This window comes from Bacteroides sp. 51, assembly GCF_010500965.1.
Classification (GTDB): Bacteria; Bacteroidota; Bacteroidia; order Bacteroidales; family Bacteroidaceae; genus Bacteroides.
The window spans coordinates 82756-105188 of the sequence record NZ_QVMI01000018.1 but is presented as its reverse complement, the minus strand read 5'-3'; the positions used below and the strand labels follow the sequence as shown (position 1 = coordinate 105188).

The window sequence follows — 22433 nt, the reverse complement described above, 5'->3', positions numbered from 1 at the left end:
GTAACGCTTGCGTGCCGACAGTTTATTCATTGCGTATAAACTCTTTATTCGTAGAGTGCAGATAGTGCATTAATATAGCATCTTATTCATTAGCCTTAAACGTCTGTTTTATCCTGTTTGGATAAAAAGAATATCCCATTATATCTATTTCAGACTCCGAAAAAACAAAAAGAATAAGATAACCATCAAAAAACAGAACGGCTATTTGGAATGGAACATATATATTTGTATCATAACAAATAATTCATTAATCTTAATCATCTGTAGTGCATGCGAAACACTTGGAAACCCTTACGAATAAACAGCAAACGGCACCTTGCCGTGCTTGTTGCACTCTCTTTTCTGTTCCTTTCTTTTCATACTGCTTTGGCACAGGACACCGCGTGGCCCGAAGTAAAAACAGAAGCCAAACCCGGCAGCCGCTGGTGGTGGATGGGAAGCGCCGTAGACAAAGAAAACCTGACGTATAACCTCGAAGAATACGCCAAAGCCGGTATCGGCGCCGTGGAAATAACCCCCATTTATGGCGTACAAGGTCTGGACGACCGGGAAATTACCTACCTGTCTCCCCAGTGGATGGATATGCTGAAACATACCGAAACCGAGGCAGCCCGCCTTGGGATGCAGATTGATATGAACAACGGCACCGGCTGGCCCTTCGGCGGTCCCGATGTGAGTATCGAAGATGCTGCCTCCAAACTGATCATCAGCGAATACCAACTCACCGGTGGCAAGAAGCAAACCCTCGAAATCGCAGTTCAGGACGAAAAACAAAAACCTTATGCCCGGCTAAACCGCCTGATGGCCTTCTCCCAAAAAGGACAATGCCTTGACCTCACAAGCATGGTTGCCGGTGGCTCACTCACCTGGAAAGCCCCGAAAGGCGAGTGGCGACTGATTGCCGCATTTTGTGGCAAAACCCTGCAAAAAGTGAAACGTGCTGCACCCGGTGGCGAAGGCTACGTCATGAACCACCTCTCGGCCAGTGCCGTAGAAAACTACCTGGGCAAGTTCGATAAAGCATTCTCCGGGTCCAATACAAGCTACCCGCACACCTTCTTCAACGACTCTTACGAAGTGTACCAGGCCGACTGGACGGAAGACTTCTTCGAGCAATTCGCCACCCGCCGCGGATACAAACTCGAAGAACATCTGCCCCAGTTCCTGTCCGAAGAACGTACCGAAACCACCGCCCGCATCATCTCCGATTACCGCGAGACGATGGGCGAGCTCCTGCTGGAAAACTTCACCCGGCAGTGGACCGACTGGGCACACACGCATGGCGCCATCACCCGCAACCAGGCGCACGGCTCGCCCGGCAACCTGATCGACCTGTATGCCACCGTTGACATCCCCGAGTCCGAAGGCTTCGGGCTGTCCAACTTCAATATTAAAGGACTGCGCAAAGACTCGCTCACCCGTCCCAACGACTCGGATATGTCTATGCTGAAATACGCCTCTTCCGGTGCACACCTGGCAGGCAAACCGTACACATCAACCGAAACATTTACCTGGCTGACGGAGCATTTCCGCACCTCCCTGTCGCAATGCAAACCAGATGCCGACCTCATGTTCGTTTCGGGCGTTAACCATATCTATTTCCACGGAACCACCTACTCGCCCAGGAAAGAAGCGTGGCCGGGATGGAAGTTCTACGCCTCCATTGATATGAGTCCCACGAATAGCATTTGGCGCGATGCCCCTGCCTTTTTCTCTTATATCACCCGCTGTCAGAGCTTCCTGCAAATGGGGCAGCCCGATAACGACTTCCTGGTTTACCTGCCCGTTTATGACATGTGGCAAGAGCAGAAGGGCCGCCTATTGATGTTCGACATCCACGGCATGGCCAAACGCGCTCCACGCTTCATTGAAGCCGTTCACCGCATCAGCAATGCCGGCTATGACATGGATTATATCTCCGATAACTTCATCCGCAACGCAACCTGCGCCGATGGTAAGATCGTGACCACAGGCGGAACCACCTACAACGCACTGGTAGTGCCCGGCGCCAAACTGATGCCCGATGATGTACTGGCCAAACTCTTCCAACTCGCCGACGAGGGCGCTACCATCGTATTCCTGGAGCAATACCCGGAAGATGTTCCCGGATATGCCAACCTCGATGCCCGCCGTACCGCCTTTAAAAAGATTATAGAAGAAGCAAAAACCAAAGAAACCACCCGCAAAGGACGCGTCATCTTCGGAACAGACTATGCTGCAACCCTGGCGCAGACCGGCATTAAGGCCGAAACCATGCGCACCGACCAGGGTTTAAGCATGATCCGCCGTATAAACAAAGATGGACATCATTATTTCATTAGCGCCCTGAAAGCAGAAGATACCGAAGCCTGGGTGCCCCTGGCAGTCGAGGCCAAATCGGCCATGATCTACAACCCGATGAATGGCGAAACCGGCAAGGCTCGCCTGCGTCAGAACAATGGTCGCACAGAAGTATATCTGCAACTGGCCTCCGGCGAATCTCTGATTCTGAAAACCTTTGCTTCCGCCGATGTAAAGGTAGCCGACTGGAAATATCTTAAACCCGTGGGTAAAGGCGATATCGAACTCCGGAATTGGTACTTCTTCTTCCTCGATAGCGAACCGCAGATCACCCACAAATTCGATCTCGATAAACTCGGCTCCTGGACGGACCTGAACTTCCCCGAAGCCAAAACCGCTATGGGAACCGGATATTACCGCGCATACTTCGATATCAACCCCAAAGACTGGGCAGCCGTCAAAGGTTGGACACTCGACTTGGGCGATGTGCGCGAAAGCGCCCGCGTAAAGATCAACGGCAACGAAGTGGCTACCCTGTGGGCCGTGCCCTTCCGTTGTGTAATCGACTCCAAAGACCTGCGCCCGGGCGAGAATATGATCGAAGTGGAAGTAACCAACCTGCCTGCCAATCGTATAGCTGAAATGGACAGGCAAGAGATTCCCTGGCGTAAGTTCAAAGAAATCAACCTGGTAGACCGTAACTATCAAAAAACCGGATACGGACATTGGACACCGGTTGAAAGCGGATTGCTGGGGCCGGTGGTTTTGAGAGTTATGAGTTTAGAGTTATGAGTTTTGAGTTGCGATGCCGCAGGAAAAACTCATAACTCATAACTCATAACCCTCAAAACCCTTACCCTTTCTATCAAAATCAATACAGAAAGAAAACCTATTAAACCATAAATTTGTATCATTCAGAATAAAGAAACCATGAAACACTCTTATTTTGCAGTAGACCTCGGTGCTACCAGTGGCCGTACCATCCTTGGCTCATTCGCCGGTGGAGAGCTTAAACTGGAAGAAGTGAACCGCTTTCCCAACCAATTAATCGAAGTACAAGGTCACTTCTACTGGGACATCTACGAACTATACCGTAATATAATAGAAGGACTGAAAATCGTTGCATCCCGTGGCGTGAAGATCACCTCCATCGGCATTGACACCTGGGGAGTAGACTTCGTTCTTGTAGGCAAAGACGGACATTTCCTCCGCCAACCTTACGCCTACCGCGACCCTCATACCGTAGGAGCACCCGGGAAATTCTTCGAACGCGTGCCAAGCAGTCGCGTTTATGAACTCACCGGACTACAAGTGATGAACTTTAATTCCCTGTTCCAACTCGATACCCTCCGCCGTAATAACGACAGCGCATTGGCCGCAGCAGATAAGATTCTCTTTACACCCGATGCCCTTTCCTACATGCTTACCGGCGAGATGGTTTGCGAATACACCATCGCAAGTACCTCGCAAATGGTGAATGCCAAGACCCGCAAACTCGAACCCGAAATGCTCGAAGCCATCGGCCTGACCGAAGACAACTTCGGCCGTTTTGTTTATCCGGGCGAGAAGGTAGGTGTATTAAGTAAAGGCGTACAACGCATCACCGGACTCGGAGAAGTCCCTGTCATCGCAGTAGCCGGTCACGATACCGGTTCCGCCGTAGCCGCCGTTCCTGCACTAGGCGAAAACTTCGCTTACCTGAGTAGCGGTACATGGTCGCTGATGGGCATAGAAACCCCGCAACCGGTGATCAATGCAGTAACCGAAGAACTCAACATTACCAACGAAGGGGGAGTAGAAGGAACCATCCGCCTGTTGAAAAACATCTGCGGTATGTGGTTGCTTGAACGCTGCCGTGCCGAATGGGGCGAAACCTCATACATGGAACTCATTAATGATGCACAGGCAGCCGAACCGTTCCGTAGCATCATAAACCCCGATGCACCGGTTTTTGCCAATCCATCTAATATGGAAGAAGCCATCCGGCAATATTGCAAAGATACGGATCAGCCTATCCCGGAAACCCGCGCCCAGATCGTAAGATGCATCTTCGAAAGCCTGGCTCTGCGCTACCGTGAGGTGTTGGACAGCCTCCGTAAACTGACTTCCCGCTCGCTTTCTTCCCTTCATGTAATTGGCGGAGGAAGCCGCAACAACCTGTTGAACCAGTTTACAGCTAACTCTACAGGGGCAGTGGTCTATGCAGGTCCATCCGAAGCTACCGGTATCGGTAATGTAATGATTCAGGCTATGGCTGCCGGAGCCGCTTCCGGCATCGCCGAAATGCGTAAGATCGTTAATGAATCAATCCCGTTAACCACTTTCGAACCTAAAGATAAAACGGAGTGGGACGAAGCCTATAAAGTATATCTAAATATATTAAAAACTCAAAAACCATGAAAGAAGAATTAGTTAAGAAAGCGTATGATATGGCAGTAGAACGCTATGCCGCAGTTGGAGTAGATGTAGAAAAAGCAATGGAGGCATTGCAGAAAATCTCTATCTCCCTGCATTGCTGGCAGGCAGACGATGTTGCAGGTTTTGAATCTACCGGTTCATTGAGCGGTGGTATCCAGGCTACAGGTAACTATCCCGGCAAAGCCCGCAATATCGACGAACTCAGACAAGACGTATTGAAAGCCGCTTCATACATCCCCGGTACTCACCGCTTGAACCTGCACGAAATCTATGGCGACTTCGGTGGTAAGTTCGTTGATCGCGACCAGGTTGGCCCCGAACATTTTGAAAGCTGGATGCAATGGTCGAAAGAGCACAATATGAAGCTGGACTTCAACTCTACTTCTTTCTCTCATGCTAAATCGGGCGACTTGTCTTTATCTAATCCCGATGATAATATCCGTAATTTCTGGATCGAACACACCAAACGTTGCCGTGCCATTGCCGAAGAAATGGGTAAACGCCAGGGCGATCCCTGTATCATGAACCTATGGGTGCATGACGGAAGCAAAGATACTACCGTAAACCGCATGAAGTATCGCGCATTGCTGAAAGACTCACTAGACCAGATCTTCGCAACCGAATACAAGAACATGAAAGACTGTGTGGAGTCTAAAGTATTCGGTATCGGTTTGGAAAGCTATACGGTAGGCTCTAACGATTTCTATATCGGTTATGGTGCAAGCCGCAATAAAATCGTGACTTTAGACATGGGACACTTCCACCCAACCGAAAGCGTGGCCGATAAAGTGTCTTCTCTGCTGCTCTTTACTCCTGAAATCATGTTGCACGTGAGCCGCCCCGTACGTTGGGACAGCGACCACGTAACCACCATGAACGACGATACATTGGATCTTTGCAAAGAGATTGTTCGTTGCGATGCTTTGGATAAAGTACACGTAGGTCTTGACTTCTTCGATGCAAGCATCAACCGTATCGGTGCATACGTTATCGGTAGCCGCGCTACACAAAAATGCTTGATACAAGCCTTGCTCGAACCGCTGACCAAACTGCGCGAGTATGAAGCAAACGGACAATACTTCGAACGTCTGGCACTGTTGGAAGAATCTAAATCACTTCCCTGGAATGCGGTATGGGATATGTTCTGCTTGAAGAACAATGTACCGGTAGGTGAGGAATTCATCGCTGAGATTCAGAACTACGAGAAGGAAGTAACAAGCAAAAGAGACTAAGACGATGGAGGTTAAAAAAGGAAGTTTAAAAAGTACCATTGCCGTCTCGCTGACCAACTATCTGGATGCGGGATCTATTGTGGCCGGAGCAAGCGGATTGACCCTCTGGCAGAACTATCTTGGCCTTACTGAGACGAATCTTGGTTGGCTGAACGCCATTAGTGCGAACTGTTTCGGAGCTGCTCTTGGTGCTATCATCGGAGGGTTCCTGGCCGACAAGTACGGTCGTAAAACGATCTATACTTACAACATGCTGGTTTACATGGTGGGGGTACTTATTATCATGCTCTCTACCACTTTCCCTATGCTGTTGCTCGGGTTCCTGATTACCGGTATCTCGGTAGGAGCGGGTGTGCCGGCTTCATGGACTTACATCTCTGAGAACTCTGAAATCAACAACCGGGGTCGGAATATCGGTATCTCTCAATTTGCCTGGGGGGTAGGTCCGGCTATTATCCTGCTGTTTGGAATGCTCGTTGCTCCGGATGGATTGTTGGGTAACTCGGTACGTCAGCTAGCTATCTTTTTCCACGGAGAAAGTGACCCTGCTGCGCTGGCTGTATTCGGCAATCGCATCATCTTCGGTACGCTGTTTATTGTTGCCTTCATTGCCTGGAACCTTCAACGCAAGCTCAACGAGTCGGAAGATTGGGAAGAGGCAAGAAAATCTGCTGTCAAACAACCAAGTGTATTCTCCTCTTTCGGTGCTCTCTTTACAAATAAGGTGAACGTTCGTACCCTGATCTTCCTGGTGACCATCTACGTTACCTGGAACTTCGTTGCGGGAGTGATGGGAATGTTCCAGCCGCACATCTTCGAAACCGCGGGCGGACTGACCAACGCGCAAGCCAATATGTTGCCTGCCATTCAGTGGCTGATCATTGTGGTAGTTACCTACTTTGGTTTTGCCATGCTGGTAGACAAAGTGAACCAACGTTGGCTGTACTTTATCGGAACTTCTATCGGGTTGATTGCCTGGGGAATCCTTGTCTTTGTCGGAATCAATAATCTATCAGCTCTCTGGACATTCACCATTCTATGGGGCATTCATGCCGGGGTCGGCGTACAGGCGTTCTATGCGCTTTGGGCATCGGAACTCTTTCCGGCCAAGTATCGCGCGGCTGCTCAGGGTGTGATGTTCTTCATTGTGCGGGGTGCAGCGGCCATCTGGAGTTTGGTATTCACCGGCATCTACGAGCATAGCGGCTTCGAAACATCAGGTTACATTATGATTGGCTGGCTGCTTATCGCCTTGGTAGTAGGAACGGTTTGGACACCTAAAACGCAAGGTAAATCGCTGAAGCAAATAACCGAGGAAAGGTATGGAAAAGACTTTTAATCGAAAATACACAAAATATATAAGTATGTTTTTATAATTAGCTTATATTTGCCTGAATTTGATTTTAACCGCAGAGTACGCAGAGTTACGCAAAGTTTTAAACACTAGATTTATATCTCTGCGTAACTTTGCGTAACTCTGCGGTTAAAATCAATATAAAGTAAATAACATTAGTACATAAAAATACAAATCAATGAAATCAATTCTAGAAAACCGTCCGGCACTGGCCCATGAGGTAAATCAGGTGGCTGAAGTGGCCGGATACCTTTGGCAAAAAGGGTGGGCCGAACGTAACGGTGGAAACATTACCGTTAATGTAACTGAGCATATTGATGATGAAATTCGCGGGTTGGCGCCTATTAGTGAAGTTCGCCAAATCGGTGCGGTGTTGCCACACCTGAAAGGTTGTTACTTCTTCTGTAAAGGTACCAATAAACGTATGCGCGACCTGGCTCGTTGGCCTATGGAAAACGGTTCGTTTATCCGCATCCTGGACGATTGTGCCAGCTATGTAATTATTGCCGACAATCCGGTTGCCCCAACTTCCGAACTTCCATCTCACCTGGGTGTGCATAACTACCTCATCAGTATCGGTTCGCCTTATAAAGCATCTGTGCACACGCATCCTATTGAATTGATAGCGATGACGCACAGTCCGAAGTTCCTGGAGAAAGACATAGCTACGCGGGTATTGTGGAGCATGATTCCTGAAACGAAGGCATTCTGTCCTCGTGGATTAGGTATTATTCCTTACGAGCTTCCAAGTTCGGTAGAGTTGGGTAATGCTACGATCAAGGAATTGGAAGACTATGATGTAGTGATGTGGGAAAAGCACGGTATCTTCTCTGTTGATGTAGATGTAATGGCCGCTTTCGATCAGATAGACGTATTGAATAAATCGGCTTTGATCTATATTGCAGCTAAATCTATGGGCTTCGAACCCGATGGAATGTCGGACGAGCAGATGAAAGAAATGTCGGTTGCTTTTAACCTTCCGAAATAATTTTTATCTTTGCCATGCGGAGTACCATGAAACACACGTATGGCAAAGAATTACAATGATTTGGGTGTAGAGTTTAAATACCTCATTGTTAATGATATGGATCGTAAATTCGGTCTGTGGGTTAACACTGTGGGGTTTCAGGCTATACAGCCCAATTCTCCCTATCCCGTCAAAGACCATCCTTCGGGCTATTACTTTAATATACAGAAGGGCAGGGTGCTCCACGAGTATCAGATTGTGTATATCACAAAGGGCCGTGGACTGTTCTCCTCCGACACTACTCCCGAAAAACAAGTATGTAAGGGCCGGCTAATGGTGTTGTTCCCTGGGCAATGGCATACGTATCAGCCCTTGCAACAAACCGGCTGGAACGAGTACTACATTGGTTTTGAAGGCCCGATGGTCGATAATCTGATAAAGAATGCTTTCCTGACGAAAGACAATCAAATTCTTGAGGTTGGACTGAATGAAGAATTGGTAACGCTCTTTTCGCGTGCCATTGAGATAGCCGAAAATGATAAGATCTCTGCCCAGCAGTATCTTTCGGGGATTGTGCTTCATATTATTGGCATGATACTGTCTATCTCTAAAAACAAGATATTCGAGATTGGTGATGTAGACCAGAAGATTGAGCAGGCTAAGATCATTATGAACGAAAATGTCTTTAAGAATATTGACCCGGAGGAGCTGGCAATGAAATTGAATATCAGTTACTCTTGGTTCCGTAAGGTCTTTAAAGACTATACCGGCTATGCTCCGGCCAAGTACTTCCAGGAGTTGAAACTCAGGAAGGCCAAGCAATTATTGGTTGAAACCTCGCATTCCGTGAAAGAGATTTCCTTTATGCTTGACTATAAATCGACTGAGCACTTCTTCTCGTTGTTTAAGAAGCGCACCGGATTTACACCGTTGGAATATCGTAGTTTTGGGCGGGGAACGGAATAAGCTAAACTAAGAATAACCTTAGTCAACACAATAAATTCAACCTAAACTCTTCTAATCCTTAAATAAAAGAATGAAAGCCTGAACGAATATTATTTAAAAACGTTGGGCCTATGTTTTATCGTTTATGTATGGTTGTTCTCTGTCTTTGTGCGGGGATCAAAACAAGTGGTCAGTCGTTAACGATTGCCCCTGATAGTCGTATTCAGTATCGCACCTTTGAGAATGGCGATCGGATTCCCGACTATTCGTATTGCGGGTATCAGGTATCTAATGTCCCTATTCCTTGGGTCGAGGCTAAGGTCAAAGTTTCATATTTCGAAGGAGATGCAACCGGGCGTATTCAGCAGGCAATAGATTATGTGAGTGCCCTGCCAATGAATGCCGAGGGCTTCCGTGGCGCTGTTCAACTCGAAAAGGGAATATATAGAGTAGACGGCAGTCTGCATATCACCCAATCGGGGGTTGTGCTGCGGGGGAGTGGCTATGATGAAGATGGAACGGTTCTTGTAGGTGCAGGGGTGGATCGCTCTACGTTGATCCGCATTGCCGGACAGGAGGACTGTGTGCTCTGGGATAGTATACCGGTGGCTTCGCAATACGTTCCGTTAAATGCAACCGTAATTCCTTTGAACGAAGGACACAACTTGAAAGCTGGTGATAAGATCCGGATTACGCGTCCTTCCACCACTGAATGGTTGCAATCTATCGGTGCCGATAAGATCGGGTTTTATGTCGACTATCAGCTTACGCATTGGGAAGCGGGAGATTTTGATCTTCGTTGGGAGCGTACAGTTGTTGAGGCTTCTTCCACATCTGTCACAATAGATGTGCCGCTGACGAATGCACTGGACCCTGCATATGGACAAAGTTATATTCACCGTTACCGATGGAACGGCCGATTGAAGAATGTGGGTGTTGAGAATCTACGCTGTGTGTCCGAATATAACCCCGCGAACCCAAAAGACGAAAATCATCGTTGGATGGCGATTACCGTGGAGAATGTTGAAGACGGTTGGGTACGGCGGGTGACGGGCAAGCATTTTGTGAGTAGCATTGTAGCACTCTGGGAAGGCGTTCGCCGGTTTACGGTGGAAGATTGTAAGAGCCTGCATCCGGTGGGAGAGATCGGTGGATATCGCCGGTATGCTTTCCAAACCCTGGGGCAACAAACATTATTCCAGCGGTGCTATGCCGAATATGGTTATCATGATTTCTCGGTTGGTCCTTCGGTGTCGGGGCCGAATGCCTTCGTGCAGTGTTATTCTTATCATCCGTATAGTTTTAGTGGGACGCTGGGAGGCTGGTCGAACGGAATTCTGTTTGACCGGGTAACTGTGGATGGTGGCGCATTGAAGATTTCCTTCCGCGATGTGGATGGGCAAGGCGGCGGATGGAGCGGGGTAAACTCGCTTTGTTGGGAGTGTCGTGTGCCTCAGTTGCATCTGGATGCTCCGCCGCAGGCGTATAACTGGGCTTTCGGTACATGGGGCAGGGTTACGGAAGCGGTAACCATGAAATGCCCCGCCGGTTTCTGACGCCAAAGAGTTTTTATTATGCGCAATGGGAGGCGCGGATCGGGAAGAAATCGGAAGAAACGAATGATGTTCTCTTTGTGCCGGGTCCGCCGTTAAGTGAAACCAACCCTGAGTATACGGCTTTAATGAATAAACGTTCGGCTTTTCCGGAGCTGGTTATGGATCAGTGGATTGATACAATCGTAGCCCGGCATCCGTTTACGCTGGATTATTCATCGACTGATATAGATGATATTCCGAAAAAGAAAGTGCGCAATGTTGCCCCCCGGCCGGTTGCTTTGCCTATTGAGGTTGTGAATGGCAGGATTGTGCAAAATGATATACCACTGCTGGGCAGAACCCAGCGTACGGCGTTGTGGCGTGGTAATCTGCGACCAAGTGTTGTAACAAAAGCGGGGGTGCACCTAACCCGTTTCGTTCCCGGCAGGGAGGGGCAGGGGTTGACGGATCAACTGGACTCGGTTGCTGTAACCTTGCGTCGTAGAGGGGCTGTGGCATTAAATCATTTTCCGGCACTGTGGTACGAGCGCCGTCGCGACGATCACGGGCGGTCGCGCCGGGTAGATGCCGATGTGTGGGCGCCATTCTATGAACAGCCTTTTAGCCGGAGCGGAGTGGGCGAGGCGTTCGACCGTTTGAGCAAATATGACCTGGATCAGTTTAATCCGTGGTATTGGTTGCGGCTTAAGCGGTTTGCCGGGATTGCCGACCGTGATGGGCTGTTATTCATTCAGGATCATTATCTGCAACATAATATCATAGAAGAGGGTGCCCATTGGGCCGATTATCCGTGGCGGTCGGCAAACAACATCAATGGCCTGAGTTTCCCGGAGAATACGTATTATGCCGGCGATAAGCGGGTGTTTATGGCCGATCAGTTTTATGATCTCTCGAATGAACGATTGGTGGGATATCATCTTCAGCACATCCGCAAGCATCTGGACGAGCTGGGCGATCACACCAATGTGGTTCATCATTTGGGATTGGAGTATACCGGTCCGCTGCATTTTGTGCAGTTCTGGCTCGATGTGATCCGTGAGTGGGAGCGGGAAACAAATAAGGATGTTAAGGTGATGCTTTCGGCTACTAAAGATGTAACCGACGCTGTATTGGCGGATGCTGCCTACGCCGCGATGGTAGATATTATAGATATCAGGCAATGGCACTACCGTGCAGATGGTTCGCTTTATGCTCCGCAGGGTGGTGTCAGTCTGGCTCAGCGGCAGTATGCCCGTTTAGAGGAAGTAGGAGATGATGGTCCCGATGCCGTTTACCGGGCGGTGAGTGAGTACCGCAGCGAATATCCGGATAAAGTGATTGTCTATAACTTTAAGAGTTCCAATACTCGGGATTGGGTGGCATATATTGCCGGCGGATCGCTCTGTGCCATCCCTAAAGTAGATAATTCTCGCTTCTATACGGATGCGGCGTTGATGCAACCTATGGCTGGTGCAACCTCGGAAGGGAAGTATTGGGGAATGGGCGAACCCTCAACAGGATATATCATTTATTGCCGACCGGGAACTGTATCGCTGGATTTGACAGGTGATAAAGGAAGTTATGCACTACGATGGCTCAATCCGCTGACCGGTAAACAAGAAGGCAAAACGCAAAAGGTATCTGCCGGGAAGATTGTGGAGTTGAACACACCTGCTTCTAAAGATGCGGTGCTTTGGTTATCGGGGAAGTAATCTTTGACAGTGTGCAGATTATTTACTTTGCAAAACCACCTCTTCGACAGTCCGTTTTGCGTTTGCTGCAAACGTGAGCTTGCGTTTGCTGCAAAGACAACATCGCGTTTGCTGCAAACGCAGGTTGATGTTTGCAGCAAACGCAAAAAATGCCTCTACAAGCGTCAGGGAGCCGGTGTTTTTGAAGGAATTATATGATTTCGCGACACTTGGCTGTTTAAATAAATGCAATAAATGTCATAAATAATAGCATTACAGTCAAAAAACAATATATTAAATTCTATTATTCTCCTTATTTTAGTCCCTTAATCCATTAGTCTTTTAAATCATATCAATACATGCGTCATTCTTTTACCATCCTCTTCTGGTTACTAATAACAACCACAACTATTGCCCAGCCACTGGCGTCGTTAAGTGAGGCCAAACACCGTTCGCCCCGTACCTTGCACTACACGCCCGATGGCGAAGACTTTGTTTGTGTTAATGGTTCCAATCGGTACACACGTGCGTTGTACGGCGGTCATACTGCTTTTCGTCTGGAAACGAGCGACCGTCCCGTATTTGCAGCCTATGATAAGAACTACAGTCAGAATATTAGTTTTCGAATAGTCATTCCCCACCACAGAGCTGTATTTCTTGATTCCATAGCACATTGCGAAGCTCGTTATACTCCGGGACGGCGAAGCTATCGCCTCACCGATCCTCTTTGGGGAAAAGGAGAACTGCACATCACTGCGTTAGCCCTCTACGAAGAAGAAGGTGCCATCTGGAAAATCGAAGCCTGGAATATGCCCCAAGGAACAGATCTTATTGCTTCTCAGGTAAGAATAAAAGGCGAAAGATTGAACCGCAACGGAGATATGGGCGTAGACCCGGCCGACAGTTTCGAAGCGCCACTCAATCCGGGATATACAAGAAGTTGCGGATGGGATGTAGACAGTGAACATGCAGTTGGCTATTTAGTGCTTCAAGATATGTGGCTAAATCTACTTCCTCCCGAAGTTGCCGAGAAGCTGTTTGAAGAGACTGAGGCCACCCGTGCCGCCCTTGCCGGACGGATTCAATTCCGCACCCCCGACCCTTATATCAATACCCTTGGTGGCGCATTGGCCGTTGCCGCCGATGGCATCTGGGATGGCGAGGTGTGGCTACACGGCGCTGTAGGCTGGCGTATGCCCTTAAGCGGTTGGCGCGCAGCATATACCGGCGATGCCCTCGGCTGGCACAACCGTGCCCGCACGCACTTCGATGCCTATGCCGCCAGTCAGGTGACCGAAGTACCGAACACCATTCCTCACCCCGCGCAAGACCCCGATATGAACCTCGCCCGCTCCATAAAACAGTGGGGCACTCCCCAATATAGCAACGGGTACATCTGCCGTAACCCTTACCGCAACGACCAGATGCATCATTACGATATGAACCTTTGCTACATGGACGAGCTGCTTTGGCATTTCAACTGGACGGGCGATCTGGCGTATGCCCGCAAGATGTGGCCTGTAATCACCCGTCACCTGGCTTGGGAAAAACGGAACTACGACCCCAACAACGACGGACTGTACGATGCCTATGCCTGTATCTGGGCAAGCGACGCGCTGTACTATAACTCCGGTGCCGTGACCCATTCTACCGCCTATAACTATCGTGCCAATAAAATGGCCGCCCTCATTGCCGAAAAGATAGGAGAAGATCCAACGCCCTATTGCAAAGAAGCCGGGAAAATACTCACTGCACTCAACTCCACCCTCTGGATGCCCGACAAAGGCTATTGGGCAGAGTATAAAGACTTTATGGGCAAACAACGCTTGCACGAAAGTGCCGGTTTGTGGACCATCTATCACGCGATGGATGGCGAAGTGGCCGATGCTTTCCAAGCCTATCAGGCCACCCGTTACGTAGATACCGAAATTCCCCACATCCCGGTGAAAGCTGCCGGTTTGCACGATGAAGGATACGAAACCATATCGACCACCAACTGGCTTCCTTATTCGTGGAGCATCAATAACGTAGCTTTTGCCGAGGTGATGCATACCGCATTAGCCTACTTCCAGGCCGGCCGCGGAGATGCCGGATTCAACCTGTTGAAAAGTTCGGTGCTCGACGGCATGTATCTGGGCGGTAGCCCCGGCAACTTCGGGCAGGTATCCTTCTACGATGCCGCCCGCGGCGAATGTTATCGCGACTTTGGCGACCCTATTGGCGTAGCATCCAGAGTCTTTATCCAAGGACTTTATGGCATTTTGCCCGATGCGCTGAACGGGAGGCTGGTCGTTAGCCCATCCTTCCCCAAGGCATGGCCCTTTGCAGAACTGAACACACCCGATATTACCTTCTCTTACATGCAAGAGGGAACAACAGACCGTTATAAAGTACTCCAAACATTTGAAACACCGCTTGCATTGGAACTGCGCGTGCGTGCACGCATGGACAAAATCTCCCGGGTAACCGTAAACGGGGCTCCGGTGAAATGGGAACTCTCCGATGCTGTGGTAGGATATCCGCTTCTTTCCATTCAGGCTCCGGCTACGGAATCTGCCGAAGTGCTGATAGAGTGGGGGGGCCAACCGTTGGAGACTGAAGATATAGTTCAGAAAGGCGCGTATAAACAAGGCGATTCTTTTGAAGCCGTGTTTACGCAGTCAATCTCGGAAGTCTCCGATCCGCAACACTTATTCGGTAACACTACGTTGAAAACCCCGGATAAGACTAACCGCATCGCCGGGAGTATCGCAGGTGTCCCCGGGCATCGTACTTTCTTTGTTAAACTCCATCAGGGAGACTTGTCCTGGTGGCAACCTGTATCTGTGGAAGTATTGGCGGAGGAAAAGGTGATTGAACCTGCATTTGTGAATGTTGACGCTAAACACTGTGAACCGGTTGTGATGGATAAACTCTTTAATTCGTCCGTAACCGATATCTTCCGCAATGAATACCTCACTCCCCGGTCGCCTTATACCACATTACAACTGCCCAAACAAGGCATTGGCGAGTGGTGCCACCCCAAAACAATGGCCGATATTGATGACAGCGGACTTCGTGCAAAAGTAGATAAAGGCTTATTGCAAACCTCGGTAGGTGTGCCTTTCCGCACGCCTGCCACAGGACGGAATATCTCTTTCACCTCCCTCTGGGACAACTACCCCAACGATCTGGAAATTCCTTTGTCAGGCAAAGCCTCCCGCGCCTATCTGTTAATGGCAGGAAGTACCAACCACATGCAATGCCATATCGCAAACGGCATTATTCGCATCTGTTACTCCGATGGAACATTTGAAGAGGTTGAACTCATCAACCCCGAAAACTGGTGCCCGATAGAGCAGGACTTCTTTGTTGATGATATTGCATTCAGACTGGATGCCCCCCGTCCATATCGTCTGCATCTTAAATCAGGATTAGTCAGCAACGATCTGGAACGCGATTTAGGCATTCAAGGTGTTTATGGTCGCCCGATTGATGGCGGGGCGGGCATCTTACTTGATCTCAAACTGAACCCAAAGAAGAAACTGGAACGGCTGACGCTCGAAACGCTCTCTAATGATGTGGTTATCGGAATTATGGGGGTGACGTTGCAGCGCTTAAGGTAGTTTGTAAGGGAATATTGTGAGCATATACCTACCTTATTTAATTCTTAATATGTTTTTGAGCATCTCGACTGGAGTAAACGTGCGCCTGGAAGTTGCTTCGATATCGAAGTTTTCTTCTTTATAAATACGGCGAAGGAAGATAGGCATAGCTTCTCCAACCTCAACCAGGTGGCCGTCGGGGTCATAAAAGCGAATTGTTTGCTGTCCCCACAATTCTGTGTTGATTTCGTGAAGGAATTTTGTACCATTGGCTTTTAATGCCGAATAAATAGTATCCAGATTATCCGTCTCAAAACAGAGCTCGAAGCGGCTGGCCAGGTTGCTGTTTGTTATATTCTCATTTCCTAGTTTCTGGGGGATGATATTCTCCTCCATGATTTGCCAAAGCGCGAAGCCTTCTTTGAAAGAGATATTCAGGTCGCCAAAATTGGAAACAACTTCCATTCCTAAAGTCTTTTCGTAGAAGTCGCGCGCTATTTTAGCGTCTTTTACAAATAGTACGGGGGTGCAATGTTTTAAATGCTTTTTATTCATGTTGGTATGTTTAAAGCGTTATCTCCGATTGTTGAATGTTGTAAAGATAGTCTTAATTCTATAAACCTTCGACTTTGGAGCTGGATTTGTTTTTTAGTTACAATAAAAGCAGATGCGGTAACAGGCATCTTCTTCGCGTTGTTTGGTTTTGTATGACCAAATGAATACGAAGCATTAGTTAGATGGAGATCCCATAACTCTGTTTAATCTCTGCCATAACAAATGTGCTGGTTAGTGAGCCCAGGCTATCAATGGTCCCTAATACATTGAGGATGAACTCCTGATAATATTTCATGTCCGGGGCGTGTATCTTTAACAGATAGTCGTATTCGCCGGATATATTGTAGCACTCGGTGACCTCGGGGATGTTTTGTATGATGTGGGTAAATTCGCGGGCGATATCGTGGTTTAGTCTTCTGAGTTTGACGCTGCAAAATACAACAAACCCACAGTTTAGCTTCTCGGCATCGAGTATGGCTACATACTTTTTGATATAGCCTTCGGATTCGAGCCTTTTGAGGCGCTCAAAGACGGGGGTTGTTGAGAGGTTGACTTGCGCTGCCAGCTCTTTTGTTGTCAGTTTGGAGTTGTTTTGCATGATCCGCATGATTTGCAGGTCGGTTTTGTCTAAAGTATCCATAGAATAGATTTCTTTAAAGGGGTTGTTTTATGATTGAAATCAGACGTATATGCTGATTGGCGGGGTGAATTTAGTAATATTTCCCATATTTTTAAAACATCTTGTTTGATATTTCTGTTCATTCTATATTTGCAAGAAAAGAATAATACTGATGCATTTGGGCTGATTTTGTAGGGGTGTTTCGCGAAACGCCCGGAAATGGCTTCCTGTGCATCGGGCGTTTCGCAAAACGCCCCTACGGTAAATCATTTACTTTAAAACAAGAATAATATGGAAAGAAAGAACCTACACTTTGAGACTTTGCAACTTCATGTTGGACAAGAACAACCCGATGCGGCTACCGGCGCACGGGCGGTACCTATTTATCAGACAACATCGTATGTTTTTCGTGATTCGGAGCATGCTGCCGCACGTTTCGGGTTGACGGATGCCGGAAATATATATGGTCGGTTGACCAATCCTACGCAGGGCGTTTTTGAGGAGCGGATTGCTGTATTGGAGGGTGGAGTAGCGGCTTTGGCTGTTGCTTCGGGTGCGGCTGCTATTACTTATGCGTTTCAGAATATTACCCGTGCGGGCGATCATATTGTATCTGCCAAGACAATTTATGGCGGTACGTATAATCTGTTGGCCAATACATTGCCTTCTTTTGGGGTGACGACCACGTTTGTTGATCCATCGGATTTGTCGAACTTTGAACGGGCAATTCAGGAGAATACCAAGGCTGTTTTTATTGAGACATTGGGCAATCCGAATGCGAATATCATCAACATTGAGGCGGTTTCGGCTATTGCCCACAGGCATGGCATACCGCTTATTATTGACAATACCTTCGGCACTCCGTTCCTGATTCGCCCCATTGAACATGGTGCTGATATTGTGGTGCACTCGGCTACGAAGTTCATCGGCGGGCATGGTACTTCTTTGGGTGGGGTAATTGTGGATTCCGGTAAGTTCGATTGGGTGGCCTCGGGCAAGTTTCCTCAGTTGACGGAGCCTGATCCGAGTTATCACGGCGTCCGTTTTGTCGATGCTGCCGGGCCTGCTGCTTATGTGACGCGCATCCGGGCGATTTTGCTTCGCGATACAGGGGCTACGCTTAGTCCCATCAATGCTTTCCTTTTGTTGCAAGGGTTGGAGACGCTTTCCTTGCGCGTGGAACGGCACGTAGAGAATGCTCTTAAAGTGGTGGCGTACCTGAAGAATCATCCGAAGGTAGCGAAGGTAAACCACCCGTCGCTGCCCGATCATCCCGACCATTTGTTGTATCAGGAGTATTTCCCGAATGGGGCCGGGTCTATTTTTACATTTGAGATTAAAGGTGGTAAGGCGGAGGCGCACCGCTTTATTGATAGCCTGAAGATATTTTCGCTATTGGCCAATGTGGCGGATGTGAAATCATTGGTTATCCATCCGGCCACCACTACCCACTCTCAACTCAGCGAACAGGAACTTGCCGAGCAGGGTATCACACCGGGCACGGTACGTTTGTCTGTCGGAACGGAACATATTGATGACTTGCTGGCGGATATAGACCAGGCTTTGCAAAACACTTGATGAGAGTCTGGAAAGTTACGGCGAATGATTTAACCGAAACTTGCACAGTGTAAAAATGCAAGTACCTTAACTGTTCTGACACCCGGGTCTCAATGCCTCTGACACCCGGGTGTGAAAGGGTCTGACACCCGGGTGTCAGAAGCCGTTAGTCTGTATGGTGGGTTTGCCGATCTATCATCCGTGCGAAAATCCCATTCTGCTTCCTTAGCTCTTCGGGTGTACCCATTTCGGCTACGCTACCATTGTCCAATACAACAATCTTGTCGGCATTGGCCACTGTGCGCATGCGGTGGGCGATGATAAGTACCGTTTTATTGCGTACCAGCTCCGAGATGCCTGCTTGTATTTTGGTTTCATTTTCCACATCGAGCGATGCGGTTGCCTCGTCCAGTAGTACAATCGGTGCATCCTTCAGCAGCGCCCGTGCTATGGATATACGCTGACGCTCGCCACCCGATAGCGTCTCGCCGTTCTCGCCGATAATCGTTTGATAGCCTTGCGGCATTTTGTCGATGAACTCGTTGCATTGGGCAAGTTCTGCGGCGCGCAGGACCTCCTCGTCGGTTGCGCTGCGTTTCCCGATGCGGATATTGTCGATGATGGAGGCATTGAACAACACTACATCCTGAAATACAACGGAGTAGTGGTTTAGCAACGTCTCAGGATCTACCTGGCTGATGTCTTCTCCGCCAAGCCTGATCTTTCCCGACTGGATATCCCAGAAACGTGCCGCTAGTTTGGCTGCCGTACTCTTTCCGCTGCCCGATGGTCCTACGAGTGCCGTGATTTCTCCCTGGCGGGCGGTGAATGTTACATCCTTCAATACCTGCTTACCCGATTCATAAGAGAAGTCCACCCGGTCGAATTCAACATCATACCCCGTGGGAGTAAACTCCGTTTTCCCTTGCTGGACGGGCAGCGCTTCCATCTCGTTCATGCGACTGATGCGCACGTCAAGATAGAACAGTGCGGCCAGGTTGTTCATTACTTCATTAACGGGACCGTAAATGCGGGAACCGATCACCATGAATATCAGGTAGATAAATAAATCGACCGTGCCGCTGGCTACCAGGTTGGCTCCTACTATGATTACACTGGCCAACCCGAGTTTCAGTATGCTTTGCGACCCGTTGACGAGTACCCCGGTCAGCAGTTCGCCACGTGTCAGCACCTTCTCGTAGTGATCGATCTTTGCATTCAGTACTTTCAGGTAATGCTCTTCCTGGTTGTATGATTTGATCTCCTGAATGGTTTCCAATCCCTCCTGAATATGTTCGCTCACGACACGTTTATTCTGGTAGTTCTTCCCGAAGTCCTTCCGTATTTTCTTCTTCGACAGCAGAATAAATGCCAGCGCCAGTGGAACCACCCAGAACAGCGCCAGCGCCAGTTGCCAGTTGTAGAAGAACATCCCGATGGCGATAAGTGCAATGCTGATAAGCGAAGCAAACAGTTGAGGCACCGCGTGCGAGAAGGTATGCTCCAGGTCGGTGCAATCGTCCATGATCGTAGCCGTTAGGTCCGACAGATTCTTCTCGCCGAAGAATGCCAACGGTAGTTTGCGTAGCTTCTCTGCCAGAGATATGCGGCGGTTGGCGCTCTCGTCATACACTGTGGTAAAGGTGCTGCGGTATTGCAGAACGGCTATGACGTACATCACGATCATAAACGCAACCCCCAATATAATATAGTAGGCGATGCCATGCACGATGGATGCCGATGGATTGAGAATCGGGCGAAGATAATCTTCGAGGAACAGGAACATGAATACTGCCGGCAACATAAGCGCAATATCGAGCAGCGTTGTAAAGAATACACCTTTACAGAAATCTTTGGCGCCCTTAGCCGAAAGGGCAAACCTTTGTTGAATCGTTTTAAGCATGAACAACCTCCTTTCCGATGGTCCAGCGAACGGATTGCTGGTATTCGTTCCACATATTACAGTAAATACCTTGTTTATTAATGAGTTCTTTATGTTTCCCCTGTTCGGCAATCCTGCCGTTGTCGATCACCAGAATCTGATCGGCATCAACAATGCTCGTCAGCCGGTGGGCGATCATCAATACCGTTTTGCCTTTGGTCAGTTCTTTCAGCGCCTTATGGATAAGGTGCTCGTTTTCCGGATCGGCAAAAGCGGTCGCTTCGTCCAGCACCACGATAGGCGCGTTTTTCAGGATGGCCCGCGCCAGCACGATGCGTTGTTGCTCCCCTCCCGACAGATACGTGCCGTCGGCACCGATCTTTGTTTCCAGTTGCAGCGGCTGCTTGTTGATTACATCGCGGCATTGCGCTATATCCACGGCACGCTCTACTTCGTCGAATGTAGCGTTGGGATTGCCATATTTAATGTTTTCTAGTAAGGTGGTTTTAAATAGCTTGGTGTTTTGGAATACAAAAGATACATGTTTCATCAACTCTTCCGGAGCAATATCTTTTACGTTTACGCCACCTATCCGGATCTGCCCTTTAGTGGCTTCCCAGAAACGGGGGACGAGGCGTGCGATGGTGGTCTTACCGCTTCCCGATGCTCCGACCAGCGCCACGGTGCTTCCCTGCGGAATGCTGAAACTGACTCCATCCACCGCATTCTTCTCCGTATCGGGGTAGTTGAAGAATACATCATCAAAAGTGATATCGAATGTTTCAATCTTTTGGGGAGTAGAAGAAGTCGATAAAGCACTGAATGCAGTGAGATCGTCAAGTCGCCCGATGGCCTCTTCGGCTTGTCCCAATGCCTGGTCCAGATACATGCTCTTCATAATGCTCTGCGAGAAGACAGGTGTAATGAGTATAAACAAAAAGAAATTGAGCAACACTTCGGTGTAATTCCCCGTATTGCCGATCAGAAGAATGGCCACCGGCGCCAGCAGAAACACAAAGCTATTGATAATCACTGTAAAGGCCGACATCGGTTTTTCCCACAAGCGGGTATAGCCGAATACCATCTTATTATAATTCATAATGCTTTTATGGAAGTTCTTGAAAGAGAAGATCGTTTGCTGGAACACCTTTACGACAGGAATCCCGCGGACGTATTCTACGGCTTCTGTGTTCATCTCTTCAAGCGAGGTCATATAGCTGGTCATAAACCTCCTCTCTTTTCCTCCCATCATAAGCATCATAACCCCCATGGCTGCAATGATGGGTACCATGCAGGCCAGCCCCAACTTCCAATCGAAGATGAAGATAAGGATAACGGCTACAACGGGGATGATGATAGTTGCCGCCAGATCGGGTAGTTGATGCGCCAGGAAGCTATGCGTAATTCCTGCATTGTCGTCAATGATCTTCCGGATTCGTCCGCTGGTGTTGTTGTCGAAGAAGCCGAGTGGCATACGTACAATTTTCTCCATCGCCATACGGCGTATGCTCGTTTCCACCCTGAAAGCGGCAAGGTGGGAGCACATCAAGGCGGCAAAATAAAGAATAACACTGGCAATGGCCGACCCTGCCGCCCACCAGGCGTAGGTGATAACCTCACCGGAAGAGGCTACACCTCCGTTTGCGAACAGGCTTTTTACAATGAGCCAGATCAGGATATACGGTAGCATGCCCGCCAATGCACTCAAGGCAGACAAGACCATGGATATGGGAAAAAGGACTTTCCGGTTTCCCATATACTGTTGGAATCTCTTTAATGTATTCATACTATAGGGTTTAATAATTGATGTTAGT

14 protein-coding genes are annotated in these 22433 nt (G+C 48.7%); 10 read left to right on the top strand and 4 right to left on the bottom strand.

Going from position 1 to position 22433, the window contains the following annotated elements; genetic code table 11:
* Window positions 1-270 precede the first annotated feature (270 nt).
* The 9 genes from D0T87_RS14535 to D0T87_RS14495 all read left to right on the top strand — a co-directional run bounded on the left by D0T87_RS14535 (window position 271) and on the right by D0T87_RS14495 (window position 16027).
* Window positions 271-3072, top strand: coding sequence for a glycosyl hydrolase (locus tag D0T87_RS14535; RefSeq protein WP_163175866.1), 2802 nt, complete (start codon window positions 271-273; stop codon window positions 3070-3072).
* A gap of 138 nt (window positions 3073-3210) precedes the next feature.
* Entirely contained in the window at window positions 3211-4680 is a 1470-nt protein-coding gene (gene rhaB, locus D0T87_RS14530) for a rhamnulokinase (RefSeq protein ID WP_163175865.1), read from the top strand.
* A complete protein-coding gene (locus tag D0T87_RS14525; RefSeq protein ID WP_163175864.1) occupies window positions 4677-5930 on the top strand; it encodes an L-rhamnose isomerase in 1254 nt (417 codons plus the stop codon). The genes rhaB and D0T87_RS14525 overlap by 4 nt, the downstream gene beginning before the upstream one ends.
* Before the next feature lie 4 nt (window positions 5931-5934).
* Window positions 5935-7269, top strand: a complete 1335-nt coding sequence (locus D0T87_RS14520; RefSeq protein ID WP_163175863.1) for an MFS transporter — start codon at window positions 5935-5937, stop codon at window positions 7267-7269.
* Window positions 7270-7462: 193 nt separating this feature from the next.
* Window positions 7463-8272, top strand: coding sequence for a rhamnulose-1-phosphate aldolase (rhaD, locus tag D0T87_RS14515; protein ID WP_163175862.1), 810 nt, complete (start codon window positions 7463-7465; stop codon window positions 8270-8272).
* Between the two features lie 39 nt (window positions 8273-8311).
* A complete protein-coding gene (locus tag D0T87_RS14510) occupies window positions 8312-9217 on the top strand; it encodes an AraC family transcriptional regulator (protein WP_163175861.1) in 906 nt (301 codons plus the stop codon).
* A 110-nt stretch (window positions 9218-9327) separates the two neighbouring features.
* Entirely contained in the window at window positions 9328-10752 is a 1425-nt protein-coding gene (locus tag D0T87_RS14505) for a hypothetical protein (RefSeq protein ID WP_163175860.1), read from the top strand.
* A complete protein-coding gene (locus tag D0T87_RS14500) occupies window positions 10701-12443 on the top strand; it encodes a DUF6298 domain-containing protein (RefSeq protein WP_163175859.1) in 1743 nt (580 codons plus the stop codon). Before D0T87_RS14505 ends, D0T87_RS14500 begins: the two co-directional genes overlap by 52 nt.
* A gap of 338 nt (window positions 12444-12781) precedes the next feature.
* Window positions 12782-16027 (top strand): DUF4450 domain-containing protein, encoded by a 3246-nt coding sequence (locus D0T87_RS14495; protein ID WP_163175858.1) that lies wholly within the window; start codon window positions 12782-12784, stop codon window positions 16025-16027.
* Between the two features lie 33 nt (window positions 16028-16060).
* Here D0T87_RS14495 and D0T87_RS14490 read toward each other — a convergent pair whose 3' ends face one another.
* The gene (locus D0T87_RS14490; RefSeq protein ID WP_163175857.1) at window positions 16061-16561 is read right to left on the bottom strand and encodes a VOC family protein; all 501 of its coding nucleotides are present in this window, start codon (window positions 16559-16561) and stop codon (window positions 16061-16063) included.
* A gap of 178 nt (window positions 16562-16739) precedes the next feature.
* A complete protein-coding gene (locus D0T87_RS14485) occupies window positions 16740-17201 on the bottom strand; it encodes an Lrp/AsnC family transcriptional regulator (RefSeq protein ID WP_163175856.1) in 462 nt (153 codons plus the stop codon).
* 270 nt (window positions 17202-17471) lie between these two features.
* Here D0T87_RS14485 and D0T87_RS14480 point away from each other — a divergent pair, with 270 nt between their 5' ends.
* Entirely contained in the window at window positions 17472-18758 is a 1287-nt protein-coding gene (locus D0T87_RS14480) for an O-acetylhomoserine aminocarboxypropyltransferase/cysteine synthase family protein (RefSeq protein WP_163175855.1), read from the top strand.
* Window positions 18759-18903: 145 nt separating this feature from the next.
* Here the strand turns inward: D0T87_RS14480 and D0T87_RS14475 are convergent, their stop codons facing one another.
* Complete coding sequence (locus D0T87_RS14475; RefSeq protein ID WP_163175854.1) at window positions 18904-20640, bottom strand: ABC transporter ATP-binding protein; 1737 nt, start codon at window positions 20638-20640, stop codon at window positions 18904-18906.
* Window positions 20633-22405 (bottom strand): ABC transporter ATP-binding protein, encoded by a 1773-nt coding sequence (locus tag D0T87_RS14470; protein WP_163175853.1) that lies wholly within the window; start codon window positions 22403-22405, stop codon window positions 20633-20635. Before D0T87_RS14470 ends, D0T87_RS14475 begins: the two co-directional genes overlap by 8 nt.
* Window positions 22406-22433 lie beyond the last annotated feature (28 nt).